The organism is Bradyrhizobium sp. Pha-3, from assembly GCF_042258615.1.
Classification (GTDB): Bacteria; Pseudomonadota; Alphaproteobacteria; order Rhizobiales; family Xanthobacteraceae; genus Bradyrhizobium.
Map to the genome: position 1 here is coordinate 3756684 of NZ_CP170152.1, position 24256 is coordinate 3780939.

Here is a 24256-nt window from a genome sequence, read left to right on the forward strand (position 1 = left end):
TGCCGGCAACGGTCGCGCAGAACCTAGATTCTCGCTAAATGGCGGGGCTGGTAGTTATGTAGTCCGGGGCCGCCATTTTTCGAAGGACACCCACCAACCAAAGCAAGTCCTCGCTCTTGATCTCGGTACCAAGATCGCCATGAACGAGCTGATTGCGCAGTTCGGACAAAGTTCGCATGCGGTCAGCCTCAGTGGGGGTCAGCAACCCTTCCTGACTTAATATTTGGACCAAACGTCCTGGCGTTTGTGGCCGGTCGAATGTTCCTGCAACCGCAGCTCTCCCTTCCGCCTCGAATGTTGCCCACGCAAGCAAAAATGCCGAGCGCAGAGCATTCAGTTGTTCTAGTTGTTCGATCTCCTCAATCGCACCGTCGATCGCCTGGCGCGACTGGACCGGGACCGTCTTAGCCGAGGATGTAGGGGATACGAGCAGAATCTTGAGTTCCCATTCCCGTTGCTTGGCAAAGAGCGCAGCCACGTCCTTCAGCTTTTCACTTCCCAGCGACCTCGCTACCTCCAGGACAATCTTTTTGCCGTGACCGGTCGCTACCGCATCCGGTACGTAGTCGCCAAGAAATTCAGGGACGAGAGGAGCGCGAGGTTGGACGAATACGTCGTACCCTTCCGCTTCAAGTCGGGTGACTTCGCGCTGCAGCACCTGCTCTTCGGTCGCGGTGTTACTCATCGCAAGTCCTCGAATGGGTCGTTGGACACTCGCACGTAGAGCACGGGTTTCGGTCCAGTAATCGCGTCGACGACAACTGCCGATGGATTTGAAAAGCTGAAAACGTTACCCGGTTCGAATTTCTGAACTACCACGCGTTCGACCTGTACATCGTCTAAGTAAATATGGGCGTTGAGGGCGTCCAGTACAAGCTTCACGATGTTATCGACATCTCCTGCCATCGCTTCATTGGGCAGGTAGTAAAGTGTCACAGCAATGCGCTGGTCAGAGGCGAAATGAGGCTGAGGGATGACTTGTTCGCTGGCCGCTTTAACGCGATCCTTCCAAGCTTCCCGCGAATCTACATTTTTGGCTTGGAAAGAAACCGGCGTACCGTAGACGAGAAACTCTATCGGAAATGCAATTTCCATTCACCCTGCCCAAACTCTCAGAGCATGCTAGCGAGCCTCCTTTCATTGTCAATTCGAGCTAAATATCCAGTTCGGCTACCTGCTGCTACCCCCCGTAACTCTGCACCAGGCTGCCGGCGACCAGCGCCCAGCCGTCGACCAGCACGAAGAAGATGAGCTTGAACGGCAGCGAGACCACCACCGGCGGCAGCATCATCATGCCCATCGACATCAGGACCGAGGCGACCACGAGGTCGATGATCAGGAACGGCAGGAACAAGAGGAAGCCGATCTCGAAGGCGCGCTTCAGCTCGGAGATCATGAAGGCCGGCACCAGGATGCGCAGCGACATCTCCTCCGGCGTCGCCGGCGGCGGCTCGCCGGAGAGGTCCATGAACAGCTTCAGGTCCTTCTCGCGGACGTTCTTCTGCATGAAGCCGCGGAGGGGGACCGAAGCGCGTTGCAGCGCTTCCTCGACGCCGATCTGGTTGGCGACCAGTGGCTTGATGCCGTCGTCGTAGGATTTTTGCAGCACCGGCCCCATCACGAAGGCGGTGAGGAACATCGCGAGCGCGATCATCACCGAGTTCGGTGGCGCGGTCGCGGTGCCGAGCGCGGTGCGCAGCAGCGACAGCACGACCACGATGCGCGTGAACGACGTCATCATGACGAGGATCGACGGCGCGATCGACAGCACCGTGAGCAGCGCGATCAGCTGGATCGCGCGCTCGGTCACCCCGCCATTGCCGCCGCCGAGATTGATGCTGATATCCTGCGCCATCGCCGGATCGGCGAAGGATCCGGCGGCGATCAGGACAGCGATGAAAAAAACTCTACGCGGGACTGTCCCTGGTCTCACGAAGGATTCTTCGGTCGGCCGAGCAGCGATGCCATCTCGTCCTCGAGATTCTCGAAGCCGCTCTTCTGTCCGCCGGCGGGCGGGGCAGGCGGCTCGCTACGCGGCGCGCGGACCGGCGGCGCCTCGGGCGCAACCGGCGGTGCGACGGTCTCGCCTGCGCCGGTCGGGCGGCGCAGTGCCGCCTCGAGCCGCTGCGCCATCTCGGCCAAATTTGCATCGGCGTTCGAAGCCGGCGGCACTGGCGGGGGCGCCTGGGTTGCGACCGGCGGTGGAGCAGGGGGAGGCGGCGGCGCGACAGCGCGGTCGGGCGCCCGCGGCGGGGCCTTCGGCGGCTCGGCAGCGCGCGGCGGCCGCGGGATGACGGGTTCGGAGCGCGACGGCAGGCGCGGCGGCATCGGATCGGGCCGCGGTTCGCTGCGCTCAGCCGTGAAGCTCGTCAGCGGATCGTTGCGACGCTCGGCGATCGGCGGCGGGGGCCGGCGCAGCTCGTCGGCGAAGGAGGGGCGTGCCTGACGCGGCGGCAGCTCCGGCTCGGGAAGGTCGAAATTGTCGGATCGGGCGGCTTCGCTCTCGTTCCAGGCGGCATCCGGCAGCGGCGCCACGCGCGGCGGCGCGGCATCGGCGGCGACGGCAGGGCGGGTAGACATCTGATCGCGCCCCGGCATCGCCCGGACGATATTCGGCTCGACGACGATGTCGGTCGGGCCGCCGATCATCAGCAGATGCTCGATGTTGTCGCGGCGGACCAGCACCAGCCGGCGGCGGCCGTCGACAGCAGCGGCGTCGATCACGGCCAGTCGCGGCATCCGTCCGCGGTTGGCGTTGGCCCCGAGGCGGTTTCCGGCGAAGCGGCGGACGAGCCATGCGGTCACGCCGATCAGCGCCAGCACGACAACGAATGCCAAAACGAATGTAATGACCTGCATATTGGAGTCCCCGGCCATCGTGGCCTTCCTCAGCTTCCGCCATCAACGAGCGCGGATTGATAGGTGCGGTTTGCGCAGCGAATCGCGCCCGAGATTCGCCTTATTTCTTAATTCCCAGCGGCTTGTAGCCGACTGTTCTATTAATAAACCAAGAATCGCTTGTCCCAAAACGACTTCTCAGCGCCCCACGCTGTCTTGGTTTGTGCTGGTTAACGCAGCATTCGTGGCGAAAATGCGCTCGCCGGCCGCAGTTGCGGCGTTCTCCACGGCTCCATCCGGCATTTTAACCACCCGTTAACCATACACCGGGCAAATTCTGCCTACCTCGGAAGGCCCAAGGGGGCGTCCAAGAGGTTAACGGAGCCGCGGCGATGTCCATGAACGATCTGCCGATCCTGTCGGCTTTGCGCAGCAAGATGCAGTGGCACCAGGAGCGCCAGCGGGTGCTCGCCGAGAACATTTCCAATTCCGACACGCCGAACTTCCGGCCGCGCGACCTGGTCGAGCCGAAGTTCGACAGGGCCGGCACTACGGTCGGCGGCGGCATGGGGACGCTGCCGATGATGCAGACCAGCGCCACCCACATGGCGGCGTCCGGCGCGCCGGACACATTCGACAATGATCGCGGCAAGAGCGGGTTCCAGACCCGCCCGGCCGGCAATGCGGTCAATCTCGAGGACCAGATGCTGAAAGTGTCGGCCAACCAGATGGACTTTGCGGCCGTCACCTCGCTCTACAGCAAGAGCCTGCGTCTGCTGAAGACCGCGATCGGCAAGGGCTAGGGCATGATCCGGAAAAGTGTGAAGCGGTTTTCCCTCGCGACAAACGCGGAACGCGTTTGCGCGGAGATCATGCCCAAACCAGCAAAAGCCTGACGGCGGCAGGAGGATCCCATGGCAGATGGAATAAGCGATTTCACCCGCTCGATGAGCATCGCGACCTCGGGCCTGCGCGCGCAGGCGGGGCGGATGCGGGTGATCTCGGAAAATATCGCCAACGCCGATTCGACGGCGCAGACCGCGGGCGGCGATCCCTACCGCCGCAAGGTGCCGACCTTCTCCTCCGCGCTCGATCGCTCGCTCGACGCCCAGGTCGTGACGCTCGGCCGGATTCGCCCCGACCAGTCGTCATTCCGCATCAAGCACGAGCCGGGCAACCCGGCGGCGGACGCCTCCGGCAACGTCAAATATCCGAACGTCAATTCGATGGTCGAAATGACCGACATGCGCGACGCCCAGCGTTCCTATGAGGCGAACCTCAACATCATCAGCGCGACGCGGCGGATGATCCAGCGCACGCTCGACATCCTCAAGTCCTGACGCAACAAGAACAGGAACGTAAATCATGGCTACACCGACAGTCGCCGCCAACGCCTATGCCAACCTCGCGAAATTGATGGAGCGCGGCGGGGCCGAGAAGGCCGGGCAGGCCGTCGCCGGCCCGTCCTTCAGCGCGCTGCTGAAGGACTCCGTCGGCAGCGTGCTGGAAGCGGGCAAGAAGTCCGACGCGCAGACCATGGCGATGGCCTCCGGCAAGGCGAATGTGATGGATGTGGTGACGGCGGTCGCCGACACCGACGTTGCGGTGTCGACGCTGGTCTCGGTGCGTGACCGCGTGATCCAGGCCTATGAAGACATCATGAAGATGCCGATCTGACGTCCGTCGGGACGTCATCCCGGGGCGATGCGAAGCAAGATTGCAAGAAGCGAGAACAACAATGACCGGCCCTGAAACTCTCGACGTGGCACGCGATGCGATCTGGACCATCGTGCTGGTGTCGTCGCCGCTGATGGTGGTCGGCCTCGTGGTCGGCGTCGTGGTGTCGCTGTTCCAGGCGCTGACCCAGATCCAGGAACAGACGCTGGTCTTCGTGCCGAAGATTCTCGCGATCTTCGTCACATTGCTGCTGGCGCTGCCCTTCATGGCAGACGCGCTCAGTAGTCACATGATGCGGATTTCGTCGCGAATCATCGGCGGTTGATGCACTAATGCCGCGGTCATGCGCATCGATGTCTCCCTGCTTCCGGCGCTGGCCGCAATCTTCGTGCTGGTGTTCGCGCGCGTGGGCGCGATGGTGATGCTGCTACCCGGTTTCGGCGAGAGCAACATCCCGGCACGGGTCAAGCTGTCGATCGCGCTGCTGCTGACGCTGATCATTCTCCCCCTGCATCGCAACGCCTATCACGTCGACCTGACGTCGATCTCCTCGCTCGGCGTCCTGATGGTGCATGAGCTGATCATCGGCATCGTGCTCGGCGCGACCGCGCGGGTGACGCTGTCGGCGCTCAACGTCGCGGGCTCGGTGATCGCGCAGCAACTCGGGCTCGGCTTCGTCACCGCCGTCGACCCGACCCAGGGGCAGCAGGGCCAGATCATCGGCAACTTTCTCACCATCCTCGGCCTGACGCTGCTGTTCGCCACCGACAGCCACTATCTCGTCATCGCGGCGCTGAGCGAGAGCTACCGCATCTTCTCGCCGGGCGAGATCATGCCGACCGGCGACGTCGCCGCGCTTGCGACCTCCGCGTTCTCCGCGGCCTTCAAGATCGGCCTGCAGCTGTCGGCGCCGTTCCTGGTGTTCGGCCTCGTCTTCAACATCGGGCTCGGCGTGCTGGCCCGGCTGATGCCGCAGATGCAGGTCTACTTCGTCGGCGTGCCGCTCTCGATCATGGTCGGCTTCCTGATCTTCGCCGTCGTGCTCGCGGCGATGATGAATACCTATTTCGACTACTTCAACGGCGTCATGCGCCAACTCGCTCCAATGAATTAATCAGGAGAAGAGATGGCCGACGATACCGAAGACAAAACAGAAGACCCTACGCAAAAACGTCTCGACGACGCCCTTGAGAAAGGCGACGTCGTCAAGAGCCAGGAAGTCAACACCTGGTTCGTCATCGCCGGCGCCACGCTGGTGCTGTCGACCTTCTCGGGCTCGATCGGCGGCGGCATCTTGATGCCGCTGCGCAACCTGATCGCCAATTCATGGATGATCCGCACCGACGGTGCCGGCCTGCTGCAACTGACCCAGACGCTTGGCTACGCCGTGGTCGCCGCGATCGGCGTGCCGTTCCTGATGCTGGCGCTGGCTGCGATCGCGGGCAACATGATCCAGCATCAGCTGGTGTGGTCGGGCGAGCAGCTCAAGCCGAAATTCTCCAAGATCTCGCCGGCGGCCGGCTTCAAGCGGCTGTTCGGCAAGCAGGCGGTGGCGAACTTCCTGAAGGGTCTGTTCAAGCTGATCGCGCTCGGCGTCGTGATGGTCATGGTGCTGTGGCCCGATCGGATGCGGATGGAATCGTTCCTGCGGGTCGATCCGGCCGAGCTGCTGCCCGCCATCACCGGCATGACGGTGCACCTGCTGGCGGCGGTGGTCGCCATCCTGGCTGCGGTCGCGATCGCCGACTACTTCTTCCAGTACCGGACCTGGTACGAGCGTCACAAGATGTCGCTGCAGGAGATGAAGGAGGAGTTCAAGCAGTCGGAAGGCGACCCGCACGTCAAGGGCAGGATCAAGCAGTTGCGGGTGCAGCGCGCCAAGAAGCGCATGATGGCCCAGGTTCCGAAGGCCTCGGTGATCATTACCAACCCGACCCACTATTCGGTGGCGCTGGCCTACGACCGCAGCATGTCGGCGCCGATCTGCGTCGCCAAGGGCGTCGACAACCTCGCCTTCAAGATCAGGGAGATCGCCAAGGAGCACGACATTCCGATCGTGGAGAACGTGCCGCTGGCCCGGGCGCTCTATGCGACCGTCGAAATCGACAAGGAAATCCCGGTCGAGCACTACCATGCGGTTGCCGAAATCATCGGCTACGTGATGCGGCTGAGGCGCGGCCTGTCCGGCCTGCGCCAGTAAGGGGCGGAAAACCGCTTGAAATGCGCGTAACTTGCGAAATTGCCGCCTGATGGACTTGCGTTTTCGGGTCCGATTCAGGCACTCAGGGGTGAGGTGGCCGGCCGGTCGCCTTCGTGATGCAGACGAGCCATGTCTCTCCAGATGACCGCCGATAGCAACGATCCTCCCGCGACTGAGCCGTTCGTGGCCCACGGGCCGGCGCGGCGGAGCGGCAGCATCCTGCTGGTGCTCCTGATCGCCACCGGCATCGTCGCGGTGGCCGTCTGGCTCATGACCATCGGCCGTACCCAGGCGCAGCCCTATATCCTCTTCGTGCTGGCGCTGCTCGCCACCGTCGGGCTGTTCAACCTGTTCGCCCTTGCCGCCGGCATCATCCGCTTCTCCGACCGCACGAGCGACGACCCGGTGATGGGGCGGATCGCCGACCATGCCCACGAGGGGCTCGTCGTCACCGATTCCCGCGGCCACGTGGTCTATTCCAACGCCGCCTATCTCACGCTGACCGGCGCGGCCGGTCCGCAGGACGTCCGCCCCGTCGAACGTGTCTTCATCGGCAATCCTGATGTCTCGGAGGCGGTGTTCCGCCTCCTGAAGGCGGCGCGCGAGGGCAAGCGGCAGCAGGAGGAGGTCCGCGTCGCCGGACACGAGGCCGGGCACGGTGGCGGGCAAGGCCGCTGGCTGCGGCTCAGGGTTCGCCCGCTCGGCGAGGGCAAGCGCGACGCGAAATATGCGGTGTGGTCGATCGCCGACGTCACCCGCGACCGCGAGCGCCAGGAAGACGTGTTCCAGGAGCTGCGGCACGCGATCGAATATCTCGATCATGCGCCGTGCGGCTTCTTCTCGGTCAATCCGGCCGGCGAGATCGCCTATATCAACGCCACGCTGGCCAACTGGCTGGACTACGATCTGGCCGAGATCGGTTCGGGCGGCCTGAAGCTGACCGACATCGTCTCGGGCGACGGCGCGGCGCTGTTGACCTCGATCGCGGCGGTGCCCGGCGAGGTCAAGACCGAGGTGTTCGACATCGACCTGCGCATGCGCGGCGGCAAGACCGTGCCGGTGCGGCTCTATCACAAGCTCGCCTTCGGCGCCGACGGCGCGGCGGGCGCCTCTCGCACGCTGGTGATCAGCCGCGCCCGCGACGAGCATTCCGATCCGGAGCGCGCCGCCGAGGTGCGCTTCATGCGCTTCTTCGACCATACGCCGATGGCGATCGCGACCGTCGATCGCGGCGGCAACGTGGTCGGCGCCAATGCGCGCTATGCCAAGCTGGCGCAGGGGCTGAACGGCGACGGCGGCGCGGCCAAGTCGATCTTCCGCGCGGTCAATCCGCGCGACCGGGGCCTGTTGATCGCCGCGATCAACCAGGCTGCCGAGGGGCAGGGCGATATCGCGCCGGTCGAGGCGATGCTCGACGGACCCAAGGAGCGCTCTGCCCAGTTCTTCGTCACCACGGTGGAGAAGGACGAGCGCGACGCCGAGACCGCGATCGTCTACATGCTCGAGACCACCGAGCGGCGCGCGCTGGAAAACCAGATCAACCAGTCGCAGAAGATGGAGATGGTCGGCCAGCTCGCCGGCGGCATCGCGCACGACTTCAACAACGTGCTGTCGGCCATCATGATGGCGAACGACTTCCTGCTGAACGCGCACAAGCCGACCGACCCGTCGTTCCAGGACATCATGCAGATCAAGCAGAACGCCACCCGCGCCGCGACGCTGGTGCGGCAGCTGCTTGCGTTTTCGCGCCGCCAGACGCTGCGTCCGCAGGTGCTCGATCTCGGCGACGCATTGAGCGACCTCACCATGCTGCTGCGCCGGCTGATCGGCGAGAAGGTCAAGCTCGACCTCGTGCATGGCCGCGATCTGTGGCCGGTGAAGGTCGACGTCTCGCAATTCGAGCAGGTCGTGGTCAATCTCGCAGTGAATGCGCGCGACGCGATGCCCGACGGCGGCAAGCTGATCATCCGCACCGCCAATGTGCCGACCGAGGAAGCCGCCCAGCTCGCCAACAAGGGCATGCCGGCGGCGGACTACGTGAAGATCGAGATTTCGGACACCGGCACCGGCATTCCGCACGAGATCATCGACAAGATCTTCGAGCCGTTCTTCTCGACCAAGGAAGTCGGCAAGGGCACCGGCCTCGGCCTGTCGACGGTCTACGGCATCGTCAAACAGACCGGCGGCTTCGTCTATGTCGATTCCGTGCCGGGCGGCGGCACCACGTTCCGGATCTATTTGCCGCGGCATCGCCAGGAGCAGGAGGTCGCACCGGAGGCGCATGCGGGCAACGGCGCGGCAAAGGAGACCGCCACCGCAGAAGCCGCCAAGCCGAAGCCGGACCTCACCGGGCAGGGCACCATCCTGCTGGTCGAGGACGAGGACGGCCTGCGCTCGCTCAATGCGCGCGGCCTGCGTTCGCGCGGCTACAGCGTGATCGAGGCGGCCAACGGCGTCGAGGCGCTGGAGGCGTTCGAGGAGAACAACGGCAAGGTCGATCTCGTGGTATCCGACGTCGTCATGCCGGAAATGGACGGGCCGACGCTGCTGAAGGAAATGCGCAGCCGCAATGCGGAGCTGAAGATCATCTTCGTCTCGGGCTATGCCGAGGACGCCTTCGAGAAGAGCCTGCCGGAGAACCAGCAGTTCGCGTTCCTGCCGAAGCCGTTCACGCTGACGCAGCTGGTCGCCGCGGTAAAGGAAACCATGACGGCGAATTAGGCCCGGGGACGAGCTACGATACCCCTTCACTGCCCGCAGGCAGGGCAATGTTGCAATGCGGTCGCGGTTGAACCTGAGCCCCATCTCGCGCTAGGACGCGCTGTCGCATTCACAAGGACCATAGTGTCACATCGCCGCGACCGAGGGCCGCAGCCGCGGTTCCCGTTTCCCGCTTCACTTTTATCGGGCCCTGCCCATGTTAGGGGCGTTTCCCCATGCCGGGGAATCCTTTGAGGAAACCAACATGAATTTCTCGCAACGCACGCGTGGAATTGTCCGGGCGATCGCCGTCGCGATGGCGCTGGCGCTGCCCGTGATGATGACCGTTTCGGCGGCCGACGCCCGCGTCGGCGGCGGCGGCTCGCGCGGCTCGCGGACATTCTCCGCGCCGCCCTCGACCAGCACAGCGCCGGGCTCGGTTGCTCCGATGAACCGTACCTTCAGCCAGCCTGGTAGCCCTGGCATGGGCTCGCCGGCGGCGGCGAATTCCGGCGGCCTGTTCGGCCGCGGCGGAATGGGTCGCGGCCTGCTCGGCGGCCTGGCCGCGGGCTTCCTTGGCGCCGGCCTGTTCGGCATGCTGTTCGGCGGCGGCCTGTTCTCCGGCCTCGGCGGGTTGTCGTCGATGTTCGGTCTGCTGCTGCAGATCGGTCTGATCGTGCTGGTGGTCCGGCTCGCGATGTCGTGGTGGCAGCGGCGCAATACGCCGGCCGCCGCCTACGCGGGTGGCCCCGACGTCGGCCCCGGTCCGCAGGCGAACGCCCGCTCGGGCTTCGGCTTTGGCCTCGGCGGCGGCTCGAACGCGCCGGTCGAGATCACGCCCGGTGACTACGAAACGTTCGAGCGGTTGCTCGGCGACATCCAGGCCGCGTGGTCGAACGAGGACATCGCGAAGTTGCACACGCTCGCGACGCCGGAAATGGTGTCGTACTTCTCGAAGGATCTCGAGGAGAACAAGGCGCGCAACGTCACCAACAAGACGTCCAATGTGAAGCTGCTGCAGGGCGATCTGGCGGAAGCCTGGCGCGAAGGCGACAGCGAATATGCGACGGTCGCGATGCGCTACTCGCTGGTCGACACGATGCTGGAGCGCGGCACCGGCCGTCAGGTCAGCGGCAGCGGGCAGCCGGAGGAGGTCACCGAGGTCTGGACTTTCGTGCGCCAGCGCGGCGGCAACTGGGAGCTCTCGGCGATCCAGCAGACCAACTGATCGTTTGCCAGAGATGGCAAATGCAAGGCGCCGCGGCATCGTCCGCGGCGCTTTCGTTTTGTGCGCGTCATTCGCGTGTCGTGACGCCGGAATATCCGGACAGGCCGCGGGTTGATGTCAGCGGACCATAACAACCGTCGGGAGGATGAGATGAAGTTCACTGCGCATATCGCGGTTCCTGCCTGTCTTGCGTTCGTCGTCATGGCCGCGCCGCCGGCCGTGGCGCAGACCGCCGACACCAGCTTCTTCGTGACCAGCAACGGTATCGGCAATGGCGGCAATCTCGGCGGGCTCGCCGGCGCCGACAATCATTGCCAGACCCTGGCGCAGGCCGCGGGTTTCGGTGCGCCGAAGACATGGCGCGCCTATCTCTCGACCCAGGCGGCCGACGGCAAGCCCGCGGTGAATGCGCGCGATCGCATCGGCAAGGGCCCGTGGACGAATGTGAGGGGCGTCGTGGTCGCCAAGGACGTTGCCGATCTGCACAGCGCCGGCAACAATCTCACCAAGCAGACCGCGCTGTCCGAGAAGGGCGACGTCATCAACGGTGCCGGCGACACGCCGAACCGCCACGACGTGCTGACGGGATCGCAGGCCGATGGTACGGCGTTTGCGGCCGGTGAGGACCGCACCTGCAAGAACTGGACAAGCAGCACGCAGGGTGCCGCCATGGTCGGGCATTTCGACCGCAAGGGCCTGCGCGACGACGAGCCGTCAAAATCCTGGAATACGTCGCATCCTTCGCGCGGTCCTGACGGCGGCTGCTCGCAGGCCGATCTGAAGAGCACCGGCGGCGACGGCCTGCTGTACTGCTTCGCGGCGAACTGAGGCGCCAAAGAACGAAGCTTGAGCGGCGGTCGCCTGGCGCCGCCGCTCATCGTCGTGCGACCGCGTTCAGCTCTTCCTGCGCTTAGTGGTTTTCTTGACGGCCTTCTTGGCTGTCTTCTTTTTCTTCGCGGTTTTCTTCTTCTTCGTCGCGAAATAGGCCTCGACCTTCTTCGAGGAATGTCCGACCTCGGCCACCGCAGCCTTGAGGCGGGCAGGTGTCACCTTGAACTTCTTCGACCAGTAGCGGACCTCGTAGGGCTCGCTGATCGCGATCCGCGCGCGGTCGGCGGCCATGTGCCGCTGCTCCTTGAAATGGGCTTCCACCTTCCTGGCGGAATGCCCGACCTTCTTGACGGCGGCCTTGAGCTTTGCCGGCGTGACCTTGAACTTCTTGGACCAGTACGCAACTTCGTAGGACTCGCTCAATGCGATCAGGGCGCGATCTTGTGTGCCCCGCTTCTTCTTGTTGTCCGCCATAAGTTGATCCTTCACCGAAGACTCGATGTTGTAACCTTAGCAGTCTCCGCGCAGTTCGGACAGGCGGGCCATACGCGGTGGACGATCTGACTGTGGCACGGCTACGATCATCATGAATCGAAGCGATGCGGTGAAGTTTGTGGAGGTAAGTGCATGCACTATCAGCTTTACTACTGGCCGATGATCCAGGGCCGCGGCGAATATGTCCGCCTCGCGCTCGAGGATGCGGGCGCTGAATATACCGATGTCGCGCGCGGCAAGGGCGGCACCGGCGCCATGATGAAGATGATGGACGCGCACAAGGGTACGCCGCCCTTTGCGCCGCCGTTCCTCAAGGCCGGCCAACTCGTGATCGGGCAGACCGCCAACATCCTGCTCTATCTCGGCGCGCGCCATGGCCTCGCGCCGAAGGCGGAGGCGGGAAAGCTCTGGGTGCACGAGTTGCAGCTGACGATTGCGGACTTCGTGCTGGAGATCCACGATACCCATCATCCGCTCGGCCCGTCGCTGTATTACGAGGACCAGAAAGCGCCGGCGAAGAAGCGCACGGAAGAGTTCTGGAAATCGCGGGTGCCGAAATATCTCGGCTATTTCGAGGATCTTGTGCAGGCCAATGGCGGCGCCTTCGTCACCGGACGCCGGCTGACCTACGCCGACCTGTCGTTGTTCCAGATCGTGGAAGGCCTGCGCTATGCGTTTCCGAAGCGGATGGCCGCGTTCGAGAAGAAGGTCCCGCGCCTGATTGCGCTGCGCGACCGCGTCGCGGAGCGGCCGAACATCAAGGCGTATCTGGCGAGCGCGCGGCGGATTCCGTTCAACGAGGAGGGGATTTTCCGGCGCTACAAGGCGCTGGATTTGTAATTGCTTGCGGGCAACCTTCTGCTCTCGCCATGGCCGGGCAGAAGCGCGAAGCGCGTCTTCGCGCTAGAGCATGATGAGATCAGGTTGAATAGGAGCGGCATCGGAGGTTTACCTCTCCCTTGGGAGAGGTCGGCGCGCAGCGCCGGGTGAGGGGTTACGGTCCCTCGTTGGAGCTGCGGCCCCTCACCCGATTTGCTACGCAAATCGACCTCTCCCCGCTGGGGAGAGGTGAACCGAACCCGAGGCCGAACGGATTCAAGCTAACTTCATCTCGCTCTAGATGACACGGCCATCCATGTCTTTGTCTCCAGATGATGGATGCCCGGGTCAAGCCCGGGCATGACAGGGGTTAGCGGTGAGTTCTATCGGTTCCGCCCATCCACCGGCGTCATCGCGATCTTCGACAGATCGACGCCGTCGATGCAGCTGACATTGAGCGCGACGATGTCGGTACCATCGGGCTTCTTGCCGTGCGCGAACACGTCGACGCCGCAATCGACGCAGAGCTGGTGGCGGATCGCATGGCGGTTGAACAGATATTCCTTGAGGTTCTCGGCGCCGGCGCGAAGCTGGAAGCTCGATGGCGGCATGAACACGAAGTGCAGGCCCTTCTTGGTGCAGATCGAGCAGTTGCAGGCAGTGACCATGGCCATGTCGGTGGTGCATTCGAAGCGCACCTGGCCGCAATGGCAGCCGCCGGTGTAGGTCTTGCTCTCTGCCATGATGGTCCCTCACCACAGTCCGGGCACGAGGCGATAGCGCACCCGTGCTGCGTAATCGGCATAGCCTGACAATCCCGCCGTCAGCGTGCGTTCCTCGATCCCCGTGCGGAACGCGAACATCGCGAAGAACACCGGCACGAAGGCAAGGCCCCACCAGGAGCCGAGCGTCAGCGGCACGCCGATGAAGAACAGCATCACGCTCGCATACATCGGATGGCGGACCAGCGCGTAGGGCCCGGTCGAGATCACGTGATGGTGCCGCTCGGTCTGCACCTTCACGACCGGCGCGGCGAACGAATTGGTGCGGAACACCCACAGGATCAGCGCGGTCGAGGCCAGATACAGCACCAGGCCGAGCACGATCAGCACCACACCGGCATTGGCGCCGCCAAACCGGCGATCGAGGCCCATCGCGACGAACCACAGCACGGCAATGACCAGGAACACCAGCATGAAGCGCTTGTCCTCGGCAGGCTGGCCCTCACGCGCGGTGAGGCGCATGCGCTCGGCCAAGAGGCCGGGATCGACCTTGGCAAGCCACAGCCCGCAAGCCGGGCCGATCAGCGCAGAGGCGATCAGATAGGCCCACGCGCCGGGCCAGTGCAGCGTGCCGGCGAAGGCAAACAGCAGCGCGGCCATGGCGATGACGAAGAAAGTGTTCTGCAGGAGGAGCTTTGCGATCATGGGCGGGCTCCGTGATTCCGGCAGCGATTATCGCACTCTTTTTCCGGCAAACATGCGACCGCAGTCATCAACTTTCGGAGCAGGCGAGCTGTTCCTGCGCCGTCCCCGCCTCGTCGCTGCATTGACAATCGTATAAGCAATTGCTTATATATTGGCATGACCGCCGCCATGCAGTTGACCAATGTGCTCAAGACCCTCGCGGACCCGACGCGGCGCGCGGTGTTCGAGCGGATCATCCGGGAAGGGGAGATCGCCGCGACCGGGCTGGTGCAGGGCTCCAAGGTGTCGCAGCCGGCAGTGTCGCAGCATCTGCGCGCGCTGCGCGATGCCGGGCTCGTCGCCGAGCGGCGCGAGGGCCGGCATATCCACTATCGGGTCGCGCCGAAGGGGCTCAGCCCGCTGATCGACTGGCTCGGCCATTACGAGACGTTCTGGGCCGAGCGCTTCGCAAATCTGGAACGGCTGTTGAAGGAGAGTGAGTGATGGGTGAGACGCACGCGATCACGGTCGAGAAGGTGCTGCCTTATGCTGCCGACAGGATCTGGCGGACGCTGACCACGAGCGACTTGCTGATGAAATGGCTGATGCCGAACGATTTCCAGCCGAGCGTCGGACACAAGTTCAACTTCCGCACCAAGCCGATCGGCGACTGGGACGGCGTCGTGCATTGCGAGGTGCTGGATTGCGATCCGCCGCGGCTGCTGCGCTATTCCTGGAAGGGCGGCGCCGACACCAATCCGCAATACGGCTCGAAACTCGACTCGGTCGTCACCTGGACGCTGACGCCGGTCGAGGGCGGCACGCAGGTCCGCATGGTGCATGACGGCTTCGTTTTCCCCGGCAACCGCTTCGCGTTCGACATGATGAGCCCGGGCTGGGGCAAGATCGTCGATGCGATCGGTCGGGTCGCCGCGGAAGCCTGACGGGTCACTCGTTCTTGCCGCGCCGGACCGTGATCGAGGCGTCGGTCCGGTTGCGCGTGCATTCGAGGTTGAGGCGGCGATAGCGCATCGTAATGGTGTTGCCGCGCAGGATGCCCATGCGCTTCAGGCAGCGCGAGGTGCCGGTGGTGGCGTCGTCCTTCGGCACGGTGAAGACCAGTGCGGTGGCGGAGCCGACCAGGTTGAAGAACTCGGGCTTCATCTTGCGATCGGTCTTGGCAAAGAGCTCGATCGAATAGTCCTTGCCGCGGCAGCCGAGCGACAATTCCTTTGCCGCCGGATGTGTGAGGTATGTGATGTTGGCGGCGCTGAAATTGACCTTCAGCCCGTCGATCTGGCCGGCGAGCTGCTTGGCGATATCCTCGCAGGGATCGGCATGCGCAGGCGCGGCAGCGAAGGCTGTCGCCAGCGCGATCAGCGCGGCCGGCATGATAGAGCGGATGCTCAAGGGAAAGCGTCGGCGCAACGGTGCTGTCACGAAATACCCCCGCGGTATGAAAATACGCGAAGCTACATGCAGGCTCCCGCGGAGCGCGTCAATATGGCCGGTCCGTCAGGATGCGCACTTGCCGTCCTGCGCCTTGGAAGCGCCGGCGGCGCGGCGTTCGCAATCATTGCCATAGGTCTTGCCGTCGCAGCCGCACACCGGCTTGAAGATCTTGTTGCAGATCGTCGGCCGGAACGCGCAGGTGCCGGTCTGGTCGGCACGGCCGCATTGTCCCGGCTTGAACTGGCAGAACTGACCGCTACGGCTGCATTGAACGCCGGCAAGGCCGCCGCACGACTTGCCGAGGCGAGCCGCATCGGCGCCGGTCGGGACCGCGATCACCAAGGCCAGCGCCGCGAACCAGATCAAAAGCGCTGTCTTCATGATGGTCTCCTGATGGCTTCCTTGGTGGTTTCGCGGATTGCTGAAGCGTTGTGGCAACCAGAGATTACGGAGGGATGAAAAATAGCACATGGATTGCCGGTCCCGCGCATGGCTGGAAGGCGGCCGGCTTCCCTTTCCTTTGTCCGAAAAAGGCTTAGAACGGCTCTACATTCCGGCGGCCCCGCGGCCGGACCGGCCTTACGAACCCGACCTGCAAGCCCAAAGAGCAGCTCATGAACGCCCCCTCAGCCTTCCCCGACCAGCAGAAGCCCGTTCCGCCCTACAAGCACACCCCGCTGTTCCCGCTGGGTGCCGACACCACACCCTACAAGAAGGTGACGAGCGAGGGCGTCCGGGTCGAGAAGGTGCTGGGCAAGGACATGCTGGTGGTGTCGCGGGAGGCGCTGCGGGCGCTGTCCGAGGCCGCCTTCGGCGACATCAACCACTATCTGCGGCCGGGCCATCTGAAGCAGCTGCGCTCGATCCTCGAGGACAAGGAAGCCAGCGACAACGACAAGTTCGTCGCCTTCGACTTCCTGAAGAATGCCAACATCGCCGCCGGCGGCGTGCTGCCGATGTGCCAGGACACCGGCACCGCGATCATCATGGGCAAGAAGGGCTGCAACGTCATCACCGATGGCGACGACGAGGCCGCGCTCTCCGAAGGTGCGCGCGATGCCTATCTGCGCCGCAATCTGCGCTACTCGCAGGTCGCGCCGCTGTCGATGTATGAGGAGAAGAACACCGCCAACAACATGCCGGCGCAGTGCGAGATCTACGCCGAGGGCGATGACGCCTACAAGTTCATGTTCATGGCCAAGGGCGGCGGCTCGGCCAACAAGAGTTTTCTGTTCCAGGCGACGCCGTCGGTCTTGACCAAAGATCGGCTGCTGGCCTTCCTGAAGGAGAAGGTGCTGACGCTCGGCACCGCGGCATGTCCGCCCTATCACCTGGCGATCGTGATCGGCGGCACCTCGGCCGAGCTCTGCATGAAGACCGTGAAGCTTGCTTCCGCGCGCTATCTCGACGCGCTGCCGACCCACGGCTCGGCCGATGGCAACGCGTTCCGCGATCTCGAGATGGAGCAGGAAATCCTCAAGATGACGCAAAGCCTGGGGGTAGGCGCGCAGTTCGGCGGCAAGTATTTCTGTCACGACGTGCGCGTGATCCGCATGCCGCGGCACGGCGCCTCGCTGCCGATCGGCCTCGGGGTCTCATGCTCGGCGGATCGCCAGGTGCTCGGCAAGATCACCAAGGACGGCGTCTATCTCGAGGAGCTCGAGCACAACCCGGCGCAATATCTGCCCGCGGTCGAGCAGTCGCTTGGTGGCGAGGTCGTCAAGATCGACCTCAACAGGCCGATGAAGGAGATTTTGGCGACGCTGTCGCAATATCCGATCAAGACCCGCGTCTCGATGACCGGCACCATGATCGTCGCGCGCGACTCCGCCCACGCCAAGCTGCGCGAGCGGCTGGAGAAGGGCGAGCCGCTGCCGGATTATTTCAAGAACCATCCGGTGTATTACGCGGGTCCCGCCAAGACGCCCGACGGTTACGCCTCCGGGGCGTTCGGCCCGACCACGGCCGGCCGCATGGATTCCTTCGTCGACCAGTTCCAGGCCGCGGGCGGATCGATGGTGATGGTCGCCAAGGGCAACCGCGCGGTCGCGGTGCGCGAGGCCTGCAAGAAGCACGGCGGCTTCTATCTCGGCTCGATCGGCGGTGCGGCAGCGAACCTCGCCGAGCACTGCATCAAGAAGGTCGAGGTGGTCGAGTATCCCGAGCTCGGCATGGAAGCGATCTGGCGCATCGAAGTGGTCGATTTCCCGGCCTTCATCATCATCGATGACAAGGGCAACGACTTCTTCAAGGAATTGAATCTGGGTTGAGGGCAGTCGGCCTCGACGGATTCTCCAAGGGCTGGGTCGCCGTCACCATCGACGGCGACCGACGCACGCTTTCCCTTCACGGCGACATTTCGGACGCGCTGGCGGGTCCGTTCGATCGTGCCGGGATCGATATCCCGATCGGCATGACCGATGACGGCGAGCGCGATTGCGACCGTCTCGCCCGCGAGCGGTTGCGCCCGCACACCTCGCGCGTCTTCACCGGGGCACGGCGCTGGCTCTGGCAGGAGTTTGTCGATCCCGATGCGGCGAACCGTGAAGTGCTGCGCCGCGGCCAGACCCGCGTCTCGCGCCAGCTCTGGCACCTCGGCAACAAGATCATGGAGGTCGATGCGTTCGTCCGTGCCAATGCCGCGCGCGACATCCGCGAGGTGCATCCCGAACTGGTGTTCCTGCGGCTGAACGGCGGCGAGCCCTTGCCGCACAAGAAGTCGGAGGAGGGCGATGCGCTCCGCCGCAGGCTGCTGAAGCGATCAGGCTTTCGCGAGATCGATCGCTGGCTTACGGAGGCGCGGATCGGCACCGGTGCGAAGCGTGACGATGTGCTGGATGCCTGCGCGGTGGCCCTTGCAGCTCATGAACCAGGCGGCTGCGTTCCCGAGGGACCGCAGCCGCTGGATATGCATGATCTGCCGATGCGGATCTGGTTCTAAAGCGTTTACAAGCGAAGTGGACACCGGTTCGCGTGAAGAAAACGCGTCAAAACAAAAAGCTGGAGCGCTTACGCCCGCGTGCCGGTGAAAGGAAAGCTGCCCATCGGGCCGATGCCCATCTCACCGGAGATGCCGTCGCCGGAGACCGTGCCGGAGAATTCGAGCGTCAGCGGCATCGGGTTGGTGATGGAGACCTTCCAGGCGACGCTGTCGCCGTTCACGGAGCCGTCGAAGATTTCGGTGGAGTTGCCCTCGGCACCCTGCGTGCCGGTGAGCGTGCCGCCCGAGCTCGCCAGCGACAGCGTCGCCTTGCGCTCGCCCATCGGTGTCGTCATCGTGAGATTCCAGTTTCCGTCCACCGCCATTGATGTCTCCCCTCCGGTTAAAAGCGTGCGCGGGTATAGCCTATCTTGCCGCGCGCGCCTAGTTCGCGGCTGCGGCGATCAGGCGCGGGCGGCGGTGCGCAGCCGGTTGCCGACCAGGAAGCGGAAAGCGACATACTGGATTGCGAACGCGGCGATCTTGGCGCCGACCAGCACCACGGACACGTAGAACGCCCACAGCTTCATGTCGCCGGTTGCTGCGATCGCGATGGTGCCGGCGGCGAGGATGAACATCAGCCCGGCCCAGGCGTAGCCGGCGAGGGTGGCGTATTCCGGAATGGTTTCGGTCACGATCGGCGGCAGATAGCGCAGCATCCAGCCGCGCCTCAGCATGATCGCGCCGATCGCGATGTGGCCGATCGCAGGCTTCGCCAGCACGAAGCGCGGATCGTTGGTGAGCAGTGTCGCACCGCCCAGCACGATCACCAGCCCAAGGCTTGCCCAGGTCATGTAGCCGAGCGCCTGTCCCTTCACGCGCGCATAGACCACCTGCGCAATCGCACCCACGATCGCAACGGCCGTGGCGATCAGCACATTGTCGGTGGCGAGATAGACCACCAGGAACACGATGGTGGAGAGGAAGTCGCTCGCGAGCCTGGCAAATACGCTCTTCATCGTCGTGCTTTCCGTTTCCTCAGGCAGGATGATCGTTGTGATGTTGGTGTGTGGCGTTCAGCGTGACGGCAGCGCGCCCGTAGGCGGCGTCCCGTACTTGGCCGCGCGATAATGCGGATACCAGCGCGTGAAGCACACCGCGGCGTTGCGCGCGGCGAAGGCGATCAAGAGGCCAGTCCACAGCGGCAGGGCCGGCACATAGAGCACCGCGATGTTGCCGATCAACATCAACAGCGTCGCGGCGGTCCAGGCTCCGGTGATCAGGTAGTTGGCTGTGAGGAAGCCCGGCTGCTTCGCGATCCCGGCATCGACCTGCTCCAGCGCATATTGCCGCGTGAAGGGATGGCCGATCAGGATCGAGCCGAACGACACCAGCAGGATGCCGGCGTCGACGGCGATCTTCACCGCGATGCTGCTTGGCGTCGGATCGACGAAGCTGAGGTAGCTACCGACTGCGGTGAACACGATCACCGAACCGACGCCGAGGATCTTGATGCTGCGGCCGCGCGCGATATCGAACGCGATGACGGCAAGGCAGATCAGCGCGGCAGCGAGCAAACTCACCGTGGCCGAGGTCACCAGCATCAGCGTGGCGAAGGCGCCGTAAGGGGCGAGGATCAGGAAGATCGTCATTGGGAGCCTCGAAGGCCGATCTTTACATCGTAAAGATAACCTAGAGGTAGGCAGAAGGAGCGTCAAGCAAAATCTTTACAGTGTCAAAATCGTGATGTGATCTCGAGAAAATGAGTGAATTCAGATTGATATCTAAGCGATCGTGGGTCGTTTCTCGTGCCGCCAGCCGTGATGGCCGGGGTTGTCCCGTCCACGTCTTTCCTTCAAGAACCAACAAAGACGTGGATGCCCGGGACAAGCCCGGGCATGACGAGTGGAGGGATTGGCTATTCTCACGCCTGGAGTGACGCGTAGCTACTCGGCCCCGACCCAATTGCCGTGGAATCCATCGGGCACGCGGTGGCCGAGATGAACCAGCGCGGTCGGGCCGGCTTCGACGTCGGTGGCGTTGAAGACGGCGAGGTCGCTGCGGTTTTCGCGGGCGCGCCAGACCGCGGCGAGCAGCCAGCCGTCGCCCTCGGCGGCGCCCGGGCCGCGCTCGACGAAGACGGGCTCGGAGATCGTGTCGCCGGCGGGCAAGAGGTATTTGCCGAGCCGCTTGCCCGCGCCGTCGACATGCACGATGCCGGACAGCGCGCCGGCCAGCGGCACGTCAGGGTCGGTGCTTGCGTGCCAGCCGTGGCTATTCCTGAGACCGGCGCGGCGGTCGTCGATGCGCGGGAATTCGCCGGTCAGATCGTTGAGATAGGTTTGGGTGAAGCTGTCGGTATTTCCGGCCAGATCAAAGCTCCAGCGGCACAGCCGGGCGCTCGATTTCTTCTCATCCGTCGGCGAGCCGTCGGGGTGGGTGAACAGCGGCGGCTCCTCGTACTGCATCACGTCGGCGACGATGCGGTTGCCGTCTTCCCATGCGTTCATGACGTGGAAGACGTAGCAGTTCTCGGCGCGGAACCAGACCAGATCGTTGGCTGAGCCGTTGCGCTTCATGACGCCGACATAGGCGCCTTTTCCCGGCTCCCAGGCGTAGGGCGGCTTGCCGCGCATTGCGCGTTCCATGCTGCCGGTGATGGGCAGGATCGGAAACAGCACATGATTCTCGGTGACGATGAAGTCGTGCACCATGCTGGCATAGGGCGCCTCGAAGCGTTCGAGCCGCGTCACCACGCCGGATGAATTGACCGCGCCATACGACAACGCCGGCGTCAGGGGACCGGCGGCGTTGTAGCCGAAGAACACCATCTCGCCGGTGACCGGATCGATCTTGGGATGCGCGGTGAAGGGGCCCGATATCGCGCCCTTGTAGTCGCAATAACCTCGGCGATCGAGCGTGCCGGGATCGATCTCGGTCGGCAGATGGCCTTCCTCAAGCGCGAGCAGGCGGCCGGCGTGGAAGATGATGTTGGTGTTGGCGACGCCGCTGTCGGTGATGGTCGTTTCGGGCGCATCAGGCAGCTTGCGGCCGAAGCCGCCGAACAGCGCGCGTCCGGCGTCGTGCTCGGCCTGCCATTTCGGGGTGCGGACCCAGCGATTGCGGTAGCTGGCGCGGCCGTTCTCGAGATGGAAGGCGTGCAGCATGCCGTCACCGACGAACCAGTGCGCGCCCGGCACATTGAACTGCGGATTGGGGCCGTTGCGGTACAGCGTGCCGTTCAGCTCGCGCGGCAATTCGCCTGTGATCTTCAGGAACGGCGCATCGGCTTCAAACGGGATCGGCGCCAAATTGCTCCGCGCCGTGTTGGACGTGACCTGGTCGAGCATTCCGGATCTCCCTGCATTATGATCTTTACATCGTAAAGATATCAGTAGGGATGACGCCATCGATCGTCAAGCAAAATCTTTACAGTGTAAAAATTGCGACCTATAACGGCGGCATGGCAAGATTATCCAAAGAAAACAAGGCGGCTCGCCCGGCACGGGCTGCGCCGCGCCGGGTTGCGCGTGCTGCGGCGGATCGTCCGCCACCGCGGCGCCGGGCCAATGACACGCCGTATCACCATGGCGATCTGCACGAGGCGCTGCTGAAAGCCGCCGAGCGCGTGCTCGAGCGTGACGGGCTGGCGGGGCTGACGCTGCGTGCGGTGGCGCGCGAGGCCGGCGTGTCGCACGCCGCGCCCACGCATCATTTCGGCGATCTCACCGGCCTGGTCAGCGAGCTTGCAGCGATCGGCTTTCGCCAGTTCAACGCGGCGATGGTCGCGGCTGGCGCCAGTGGCGCCACAGCGATCGAGAAGGGGTTGGCGCGCGCCAAGGCCTATGTCGCCTATGCGCAGGCGCATCCCGGCATGTACGGGCTGATGTTCCGCACCGAGCGGCTCGACATGTCGAGGCCCTCGCTGCATGAGGCGGCGAACACGTCGTTTGCCGGGCTCGCCGGTTCGATCGGCGAAAGCCGTCACGAGCAGATCCAGGAGAGAGCGCTGTCGCTCGATCAGGCCGCCGCGATCGTGCGCGCCTGGTCGCTGGTCCATGGCTTCACGATGCTGCTGCTGGATGGACGCCTGACCGACGTGCTCAACCGGATGCCACAGGGCAGCACGCTCGACATGCTGTTCGAGGCGATGCTGAAAGGCAATACGAAGCCGTGCTGATATGCTAGCGCGTCACCAGCGACGTCGAGCGGCCGCTCTGTCCGATCGTCTTCACCTGGTCCGCGCCGCATTTGAAGTCGCGGGCGAAATCGTCGGCGGCCTGCCGCGCCAGCTCGTTGGCATTGGGATTGGCGGCGACGTCGACATAGGCGACATGACAGACCTCGCCCGGCGGCAGCCGCGTCACGGCGAGCATCGCCCGTGAGACCGGGCCGCCGCGTTTGTCCTGCTCGCTGTTGTCGGCGATCTGCCAGCGCTGGATGATCGCGAAGGGCTTGCTGCCGGCGGCACGCCATTCGATCGTATCGCCGGTCGAACTGAACGGGCCGAACCAGGCCTGCGCCGCCGGTTCCCTGGCTGCTGCCGCGCGGTTTCGGCCGACCGAGACCACTTCGCGCAGATCGCCCTCGTTGATCAGCACCACAAGGCCGGATTTCCCCGGGCAGACCCGCGTGCTGCTGCCGTCCTCCTCGTTAGGCTTGCCGATCATCCGGCAGGCCTTCGGCGCGGTCGACGTATAGAAGCTGCTGATCGTTTGGGCGCCAGCCTGACCAGGATTTGCGCCGGCGAGCGCCATCACAACTGTTGCAAAAGCAAGGTATTTCATCAGGGGAAACCTGCGATCCGGACGTTACTTTGTGTCTGACATATGCAATCTGGGGAAGGTTCAACAGACACGCGGGAAACACCTGACAGGCGCGCGGAATCGTCCTAGAAGGGCGGCTTCGCAACTTCTGTCGCGTGCACCTTGCGTGCCTTAGCCTCGATCGTCATGCCCGCATCATTATCGCAAAAGCCCTATCGCGTCGGCCGTTCCCGTACTGGCCTTGGCCTTTTCGCCACCAAGCCGATCAAGAAGGGGACCAAGATCATCCGCTATTTCGGGCCGTTGCTCGACTCGAAGAAGAAGGATGAGGACGCGATCGAGAACAAATATCTGTTCGAGCTCACCAACCGATGGACCATCGACGGCTCGATCCGCGAGAACGTCGCCCGCTACATCAACCACGCCTGCCGGCCGAACGCGGAATCCGACGTCAAGCCGCGCAAGCGCAAGGTGTTCATCCGCGCCATCAAGGACATCGAGCCGGGCGACGAGATCAACTACGATTACGGAACCGACTATTTCAAAGCCTATCTGAAGCCGATCGGCTGCAAGTGCGACGCCTGCGAGAAGAAGCGCAAGAAGAAGCGCGCGGAGGCGAGGGCGGAGCGGCTGCGGCTGAAGGAAAAGGCCGAGCGGAAAGCCAAGCGCGAGGCCGAGAAGCTCGCTGAAATGCGGGCCAAGGCCAGGGCAAAGAAGACGAATGGCGCCAAGGCAAACGGCAAGCTGAACGGCACGCAACTGAACGGCCATTCTCTCCTCAAGGCTGCCGGCAGGAAGGCTGCCGCCCCGAAGCGAGGCGCCGCGCGGGTGCTCCAAGCCTGACGCCGCGCTCCGGAATCGGGGCGTGTACTCATAACGTCTTGCGCGGCGAGATCGACTACTTCGCCTCGCACCGAGGCATTG

30 protein-coding genes are annotated in these 24256 nt (G+C 64.1%); 16 read left to right on the plus strand and 14 right to left on the minus strand.

Annotated elements, in window-relative coordinates; all coding sequences use genetic code 11:
• Positions 1-34: 34 nt before the first annotated feature.
• The 4 genes from ACE10Z_RS17555 to ACE10Z_RS17570 all read right to left on the minus strand — a co-directional run bounded on the left by ACE10Z_RS17555 (position 35) and on the right by ACE10Z_RS17570 (position 2859).
• Positions 35-685, minus strand: a complete 651-nt coding sequence (locus ACE10Z_RS17555; RefSeq protein WP_375789038.1) for a hypothetical protein — start codon at positions 683-685, stop codon at positions 35-37.
• Positions 682-1095 (minus strand): RusA family crossover junction endodeoxyribonuclease, encoded by a 414-nt coding sequence (locus ACE10Z_RS17560; RefSeq protein WP_375789039.1) that lies wholly within the window; start codon positions 1093-1095, stop codon positions 682-684. The genes ACE10Z_RS17555 and ACE10Z_RS17560 overlap by 4 nt, the downstream gene beginning before the upstream one ends.
• Positions 1096-1180: 85 nt before the next feature.
• Positions 1181-1933, minus strand: coding sequence for a flagellar type III secretion system pore protein FliP (fliP, locus tag ACE10Z_RS17565; RefSeq protein ID WP_375789040.1), 753 nt, complete (start codon positions 1931-1933; stop codon positions 1181-1183).
• Positions 1930-2859: a flagellar biosynthetic protein FliO gene (locus ACE10Z_RS17570; RefSeq protein ID WP_375789041.1), complete on the minus strand. Its 930-nt coding sequence runs from the start codon at positions 2857-2859 to the stop codon at positions 1930-1932. The genes fliP and ACE10Z_RS17570 overlap by 4 nt, the downstream gene beginning before the upstream one ends.
• A gap of 371 nt (positions 2860-3230) precedes the next feature.
• Here ACE10Z_RS17570 and flgB point away from each other — a divergent pair, with 371 nt between their 5' ends.
• The 9 genes from flgB (at position 3231) to ACE10Z_RS17615 (ending at position 11471) form a co-directional block, all read left to right on the plus strand.
• Positions 3231-3641: a flagellar basal body rod protein FlgB gene (gene flgB / locus ACE10Z_RS17575; protein WP_375789042.1), complete on the plus strand. Its 411-nt coding sequence runs from the start codon at positions 3231-3233 to the stop codon at positions 3639-3641.
• Positions 3642-3752: 111 nt separating this feature from the next.
• Complete coding sequence (gene flgC, locus ACE10Z_RS17580; RefSeq protein ID WP_375789043.1) at positions 3753-4178, plus strand: flagellar basal body rod protein FlgC; 426 nt, start codon at positions 3753-3755, stop codon at positions 4176-4178.
• 25 nt (positions 4179-4203) lie between these two features.
• Entirely contained in the window at positions 4204-4515 is a 312-nt protein-coding gene (fliE, locus tag ACE10Z_RS17585) for a flagellar hook-basal body complex protein FliE (protein WP_375789044.1), read from the plus strand.
• A gap of 61 nt (positions 4516-4576) precedes the next feature.
• Positions 4577-4840 carry a flagellar biosynthesis protein FliQ gene (gene fliQ, locus ACE10Z_RS17590; protein WP_050401183.1) on the plus strand — a complete coding sequence of 88 codons (264 nt, stop codon included), beginning with the start codon at positions 4577-4579 and terminating at the stop codon, positions 4838-4840.
• A gap of 18 nt (positions 4841-4858) precedes the next feature.
• Positions 4859-5629: a flagellar biosynthetic protein FliR gene (gene fliR / locus ACE10Z_RS17595; protein WP_223970262.1), complete on the plus strand. Its 771-nt coding sequence runs from the start codon at positions 4859-4861 to the stop codon at positions 5627-5629.
• A 12-nt stretch (positions 5630-5641) separates the two neighbouring features.
• Complete coding sequence (gene flhB, locus ACE10Z_RS17600) at positions 5642-6715, plus strand: flagellar biosynthesis protein FlhB (RefSeq protein WP_097676001.1); 1074 nt, start codon at positions 5642-5644, stop codon at positions 6713-6715.
• A 141-nt stretch (positions 6716-6856) separates the two neighbouring features.
• Positions 6857-9436, plus strand: coding sequence for a cell cycle histidine kinase CckA (cckA, locus tag ACE10Z_RS17605; RefSeq protein ID WP_375789858.1), 2580 nt, complete (start codon positions 6857-6859; stop codon positions 9434-9436).
• A 244-nt stretch (positions 9437-9680) separates the two neighbouring features.
• Positions 9681-10643 (plus strand): Tim44-like domain-containing protein, encoded by a 963-nt coding sequence (locus ACE10Z_RS17610; protein ID WP_375789045.1) that lies wholly within the window; start codon positions 9681-9683, stop codon positions 10641-10643.
• Between the two features lie 201 nt (positions 10644-10844).
• A complete protein-coding gene (locus ACE10Z_RS17615) occupies positions 10845-11471 on the plus strand; it encodes a lectin (protein ID WP_375789859.1) in 627 nt (208 codons plus the stop codon).
• Between the two features lie 66 nt (positions 11472-11537).
• On the opposite strand, the gene ACE10Z_RS17620 is transcribed toward ACE10Z_RS17615, so the two are convergent.
• Positions 11538-11948, minus strand: a complete 411-nt coding sequence (locus tag ACE10Z_RS17620) for a DUF3606 domain-containing protein (RefSeq protein WP_375789046.1) — start codon at positions 11946-11948, stop codon at positions 11538-11540.
• A 153-nt stretch (positions 11949-12101) separates the two neighbouring features.
• Between ACE10Z_RS17620 and ACE10Z_RS17625 the strand changes: the two genes are divergently transcribed.
• Positions 12102-12809, plus strand: a complete 708-nt coding sequence (locus ACE10Z_RS17625; RefSeq protein WP_375789047.1) for a glutathione S-transferase — start codon at positions 12102-12104, stop codon at positions 12807-12809.
• A gap of 362 nt (positions 12810-13171) precedes the next feature.
• On the opposite strand, the gene ACE10Z_RS17630 is transcribed toward ACE10Z_RS17625, so the two are convergent.
• Both ACE10Z_RS17630 and ACE10Z_RS17635 read right to left on the minus strand, forming a co-directional pair.
• Positions 13172-13531 carry a GFA family protein gene (locus ACE10Z_RS17630; RefSeq protein ID WP_375789048.1) on the minus strand — a complete coding sequence of 120 codons (360 nt, stop codon included), beginning with the start codon at positions 13529-13531 and terminating at the stop codon, positions 13172-13174.
• A 9-nt stretch (positions 13532-13540) separates the two neighbouring features.
• Complete coding sequence (locus ACE10Z_RS17635; protein ID WP_375789049.1) at positions 13541-14215, minus strand: methyltransferase family protein; 675 nt, start codon at positions 14213-14215, stop codon at positions 13541-13543.
• Between the two features lie 156 nt (positions 14216-14371).
• Between ACE10Z_RS17635 and ACE10Z_RS17640 the strand changes: the two genes are divergently transcribed.
• Together ACE10Z_RS17640 and ACE10Z_RS17645 are read left to right on the plus strand one after the other, a co-directional pair.
• Positions 14372-14698, plus strand: a complete 327-nt coding sequence (locus ACE10Z_RS17640; protein WP_050421144.1) for a helix-turn-helix transcriptional regulator — start codon at positions 14372-14374, stop codon at positions 14696-14698.
• Positions 14698-15138, plus strand: coding sequence for an SRPBCC domain-containing protein (locus ACE10Z_RS17645; RefSeq protein ID WP_375789050.1), 441 nt, complete (start codon positions 14698-14700; stop codon positions 15136-15138). The genes ACE10Z_RS17640 and ACE10Z_RS17645 overlap by 1 nt, the downstream gene beginning before the upstream one ends.
• Positions 15139-15142: 4 nt before the next feature.
• Here ACE10Z_RS17645 and ACE10Z_RS17650 read toward each other — a convergent pair whose 3' ends face one another.
• Positions 15143-15586 (minus strand): hypothetical protein, encoded by a 444-nt coding sequence (locus ACE10Z_RS17650; RefSeq protein ID WP_375789860.1) that lies wholly within the window; start codon positions 15584-15586, stop codon positions 15143-15145.
• A gap of 123 nt (positions 15587-15709) precedes the next feature.
• Positions 15710-16027 (minus strand): Kazal-type serine protease inhibitor family protein, encoded by a 318-nt coding sequence (locus tag ACE10Z_RS17655; protein WP_375789051.1) that lies wholly within the window; start codon positions 16025-16027, stop codon positions 15710-15712.
• Positions 16028-16260: 233 nt separating this feature from the next.
• On the opposite strand from ACE10Z_RS17655, the gene ACE10Z_RS17660 reads away from it, so the two are divergent.
• Positions 16261-17916 carry a fumarate hydratase gene (locus ACE10Z_RS17660; protein WP_375789052.1) on the plus strand — a complete coding sequence of 552 codons (1656 nt, stop codon included), beginning with the start codon at positions 16261-16263 and terminating at the stop codon, positions 17914-17916.
• A complete protein-coding gene (locus ACE10Z_RS17665; protein WP_375789053.1) occupies positions 17913-18587 on the plus strand; it encodes a DUF429 domain-containing protein in 675 nt (224 codons plus the stop codon). Before ACE10Z_RS17660 ends, ACE10Z_RS17665 begins: the two co-directional genes overlap by 4 nt.
• A gap of 68 nt (positions 18588-18655) precedes the next feature.
• On the opposite strand, the gene ACE10Z_RS17670 is transcribed toward ACE10Z_RS17665, so the two are convergent.
• The 4 genes from ACE10Z_RS17670 to ACE10Z_RS17685 all read right to left on the minus strand — a co-directional run bounded on the left by ACE10Z_RS17670 (position 18656) and on the right by ACE10Z_RS17685 (position 21916).
• Positions 18656-18952 (minus strand): hypothetical protein, encoded by a 297-nt coding sequence (locus tag ACE10Z_RS17670; protein WP_375789054.1) that lies wholly within the window; start codon positions 18950-18952, stop codon positions 18656-18658.
• A gap of 78 nt (positions 18953-19030) precedes the next feature.
• Complete coding sequence (locus ACE10Z_RS17675; RefSeq protein ID WP_375789055.1) at positions 19031-19585, minus strand: inner membrane-spanning protein YciB; 555 nt, start codon at positions 19583-19585, stop codon at positions 19031-19033.
• Positions 19586-19642: 57 nt separating this feature from the next.
• Positions 19643-20218 (minus strand): hypothetical protein, encoded by a 576-nt coding sequence (locus tag ACE10Z_RS17680; RefSeq protein WP_375789056.1) that lies wholly within the window; start codon positions 20216-20218, stop codon positions 19643-19645.
• A 294-nt stretch (positions 20219-20512) separates the two neighbouring features.
• On the minus strand, positions 20513-21916 hold the full coding sequence (locus tag ACE10Z_RS17685; protein ID WP_375789057.1) for a carotenoid oxygenase family protein: 1404 nt from the start codon (positions 21914-21916) through the stop codon (positions 20513-20515).
• Positions 21917-22029: 113 nt separating this feature from the next.
• On the opposite strand from ACE10Z_RS17685, the gene ACE10Z_RS17690 reads away from it, so the two are divergent.
• Positions 22030-22746: a TetR/AcrR family transcriptional regulator gene (locus ACE10Z_RS17690; RefSeq protein WP_375789861.1), complete on the plus strand. Its 717-nt coding sequence runs from the start codon at positions 22030-22032 to the stop codon at positions 22744-22746.
• Positions 22747-22750: 4 nt separating this feature from the next.
• Here ACE10Z_RS17690 and ACE10Z_RS17695 read toward each other — a convergent pair whose 3' ends face one another.
• Positions 22751-23353, minus strand: coding sequence for a hypothetical protein (locus tag ACE10Z_RS17695; RefSeq protein WP_375789058.1), 603 nt, complete (start codon positions 23351-23353; stop codon positions 22751-22753).
• Positions 23354-23518: 165 nt separating this feature from the next.
• On the opposite strand from ACE10Z_RS17695, the gene ACE10Z_RS17700 reads away from it, so the two are divergent.
• Positions 23519-24175: an SET domain-containing protein gene (locus tag ACE10Z_RS17700; RefSeq protein WP_375789059.1), complete on the plus strand. Its 657-nt coding sequence runs from the start codon at positions 23519-23521 to the stop codon at positions 24173-24175.
• Positions 24176-24256: the final 81 nt, after the last annotated feature.

Excerpts from the sequence above, each read along its gene's own strand:
- ACE10Z_RS17555 (WP_375789038.1), bottom strand. The coding sequence starts at position 685 with ATGAGTAACACCGCGACCGAAGAGCAGGTGCTGCAGCGCGAAGTCACC.
- ACE10Z_RS17560 (WP_375789039.1), bottom strand. The coding sequence starts at position 1,095 with ATGGAAATTGCATTTCCGATAGAGTTTCTCGTCTACGGTACGCCGGTT.
- ACE10Z_RS17570 (WP_375789041.1), bottom strand. The coding sequence starts at position 2,859 with ATGCAGGTCATTACATTCGTTTTGGCATTCGTTGTCGTGCTGGCGCTG.
- flgB (WP_375789042.1), top strand. The coding sequence starts at position 3,231 with ATGTCCATGAACGATCTGCCGATCCTGTCGGCTTTGCGCAGCAAGATG.
- flgC (WP_375789043.1), top strand. The coding sequence starts at position 3,753 with ATGGCAGATGGAATAAGCGATTTCACCCGCTCGATGAGCATCGCGACC.
- fliE (WP_375789044.1), top strand. The coding sequence starts at position 4,204 with ATGGCTACACCGACAGTCGCCGCCAACGCCTATGCCAACCTCGCGAAA.
- fliQ (WP_050401183.1), top strand. The coding sequence starts at position 4,577 with ATGACCGGCCCTGAAACTCTCGACGTGGCACGCGATGCGATCTGGACC.
- fliR (WP_223970262.1), top strand. The coding sequence starts at position 4,859 with ATGCGCATCGATGTCTCCCTGCTTCCGGCGCTGGCCGCAATCTTCGTG.
- flhB (WP_097676001.1), top strand. The coding sequence starts at position 5,642 with ATGGCCGACGATACCGAAGACAAAACAGAAGACCCTACGCAAAAACGT.
- cckA (WP_375789858.1), top strand. The coding sequence starts at position 6,857 with ATGACCGCCGATAGCAACGATCCTCCCGCGACTGAGCCGTTCGTGGCC.
- ACE10Z_RS17610 (WP_375789045.1), top strand. The coding sequence starts at position 9,681 with ATGAATTTCTCGCAACGCACGCGTGGAATTGTCCGGGCGATCGCCGTC.
- ACE10Z_RS17615 (WP_375789859.1), top strand. The coding sequence starts at position 10,845 with ATGGCCGCGCCGCCGGCCGTGGCGCAGACCGCCGACACCAGCTTCTTC.
- ACE10Z_RS17620 (WP_375789046.1), bottom strand. The coding sequence starts at position 11,948 with ATGGCGGACAACAAGAAGAAGCGGGGCACACAAGATCGCGCCCTGATC.
- ACE10Z_RS17625 (WP_375789047.1), top strand. The coding sequence starts at position 12,102 with ATGCACTATCAGCTTTACTACTGGCCGATGATCCAGGGCCGCGGCGAA.
- ACE10Z_RS17630 (WP_375789048.1), bottom strand. The coding sequence starts at position 13,531 with ATGGCAGAGAGCAAGACCTACACCGGCGGCTGCCATTGCGGCCAGGTG.
- ACE10Z_RS17635 (WP_375789049.1), bottom strand. The coding sequence starts at position 14,215 with ATGATCGCAAAGCTCCTCCTGCAGAACACTTTCTTCGTCATCGCCATG.
- ACE10Z_RS17640 (WP_050421144.1), top strand. The coding sequence starts at position 14,372 with ATGACCGCCGCCATGCAGTTGACCAATGTGCTCAAGACCCTCGCGGAC.
- ACE10Z_RS17645 (WP_375789050.1), top strand. The coding sequence starts at position 14,698 with ATGGGTGAGACGCACGCGATCACGGTCGAGAAGGTGCTGCCTTATGCT.
- ACE10Z_RS17650 (WP_375789860.1), bottom strand. The coding sequence starts at position 15,586 with ATGCCGGCCGCGCTGATCGCGCTGGCGACAGCCTTCGCTGCCGCGCCT.
- ACE10Z_RS17655 (WP_375789051.1), bottom strand. The coding sequence starts at position 16,027 with ATGAAGACAGCGCTTTTGATCTGGTTCGCGGCGCTGGCCTTGGTGATC.
- ACE10Z_RS17660 (WP_375789052.1), top strand. The coding sequence starts at position 16,261 with ATGAACGCCCCCTCAGCCTTCCCCGACCAGCAGAAGCCCGTTCCGCCC.
- ACE10Z_RS17670 (WP_375789054.1), bottom strand. The coding sequence starts at position 18,952 with ATGGCGGTGGACGGAAACTGGAATCTCACGATGACGACACCGATGGGC.
- ACE10Z_RS17675 (WP_375789055.1), bottom strand. The coding sequence starts at position 19,585 with ATGAAGAGCGTATTTGCCAGGCTCGCGAGCGACTTCCTCTCCACCATC.
- ACE10Z_RS17680 (WP_375789056.1), bottom strand. The coding sequence starts at position 20,218 with ATGACGATCTTCCTGATCCTCGCCCCTTACGGCGCCTTCGCCACGCTG.
- ACE10Z_RS17685 (WP_375789057.1), bottom strand. The coding sequence starts at position 21,916 with ATGCTCGACCAGGTCACGTCCAACACGGCGCGGAGCAATTTGGCGCCG.
- ACE10Z_RS17690 (WP_375789861.1), top strand. The coding sequence starts at position 22,030 with ATGGCAAGATTATCCAAAGAAAACAAGGCGGCTCGCCCGGCACGGGCT.
- ACE10Z_RS17695 (WP_375789058.1), bottom strand. The coding sequence starts at position 23,353 with ATGAAATACCTTGCTTTTGCAACAGTTGTGATGGCGCTCGCCGGCGCA.
- ACE10Z_RS17700 (WP_375789059.1), top strand. The coding sequence starts at position 23,519 with ATGCCCGCATCATTATCGCAAAAGCCCTATCGCGTCGGCCGTTCCCGT.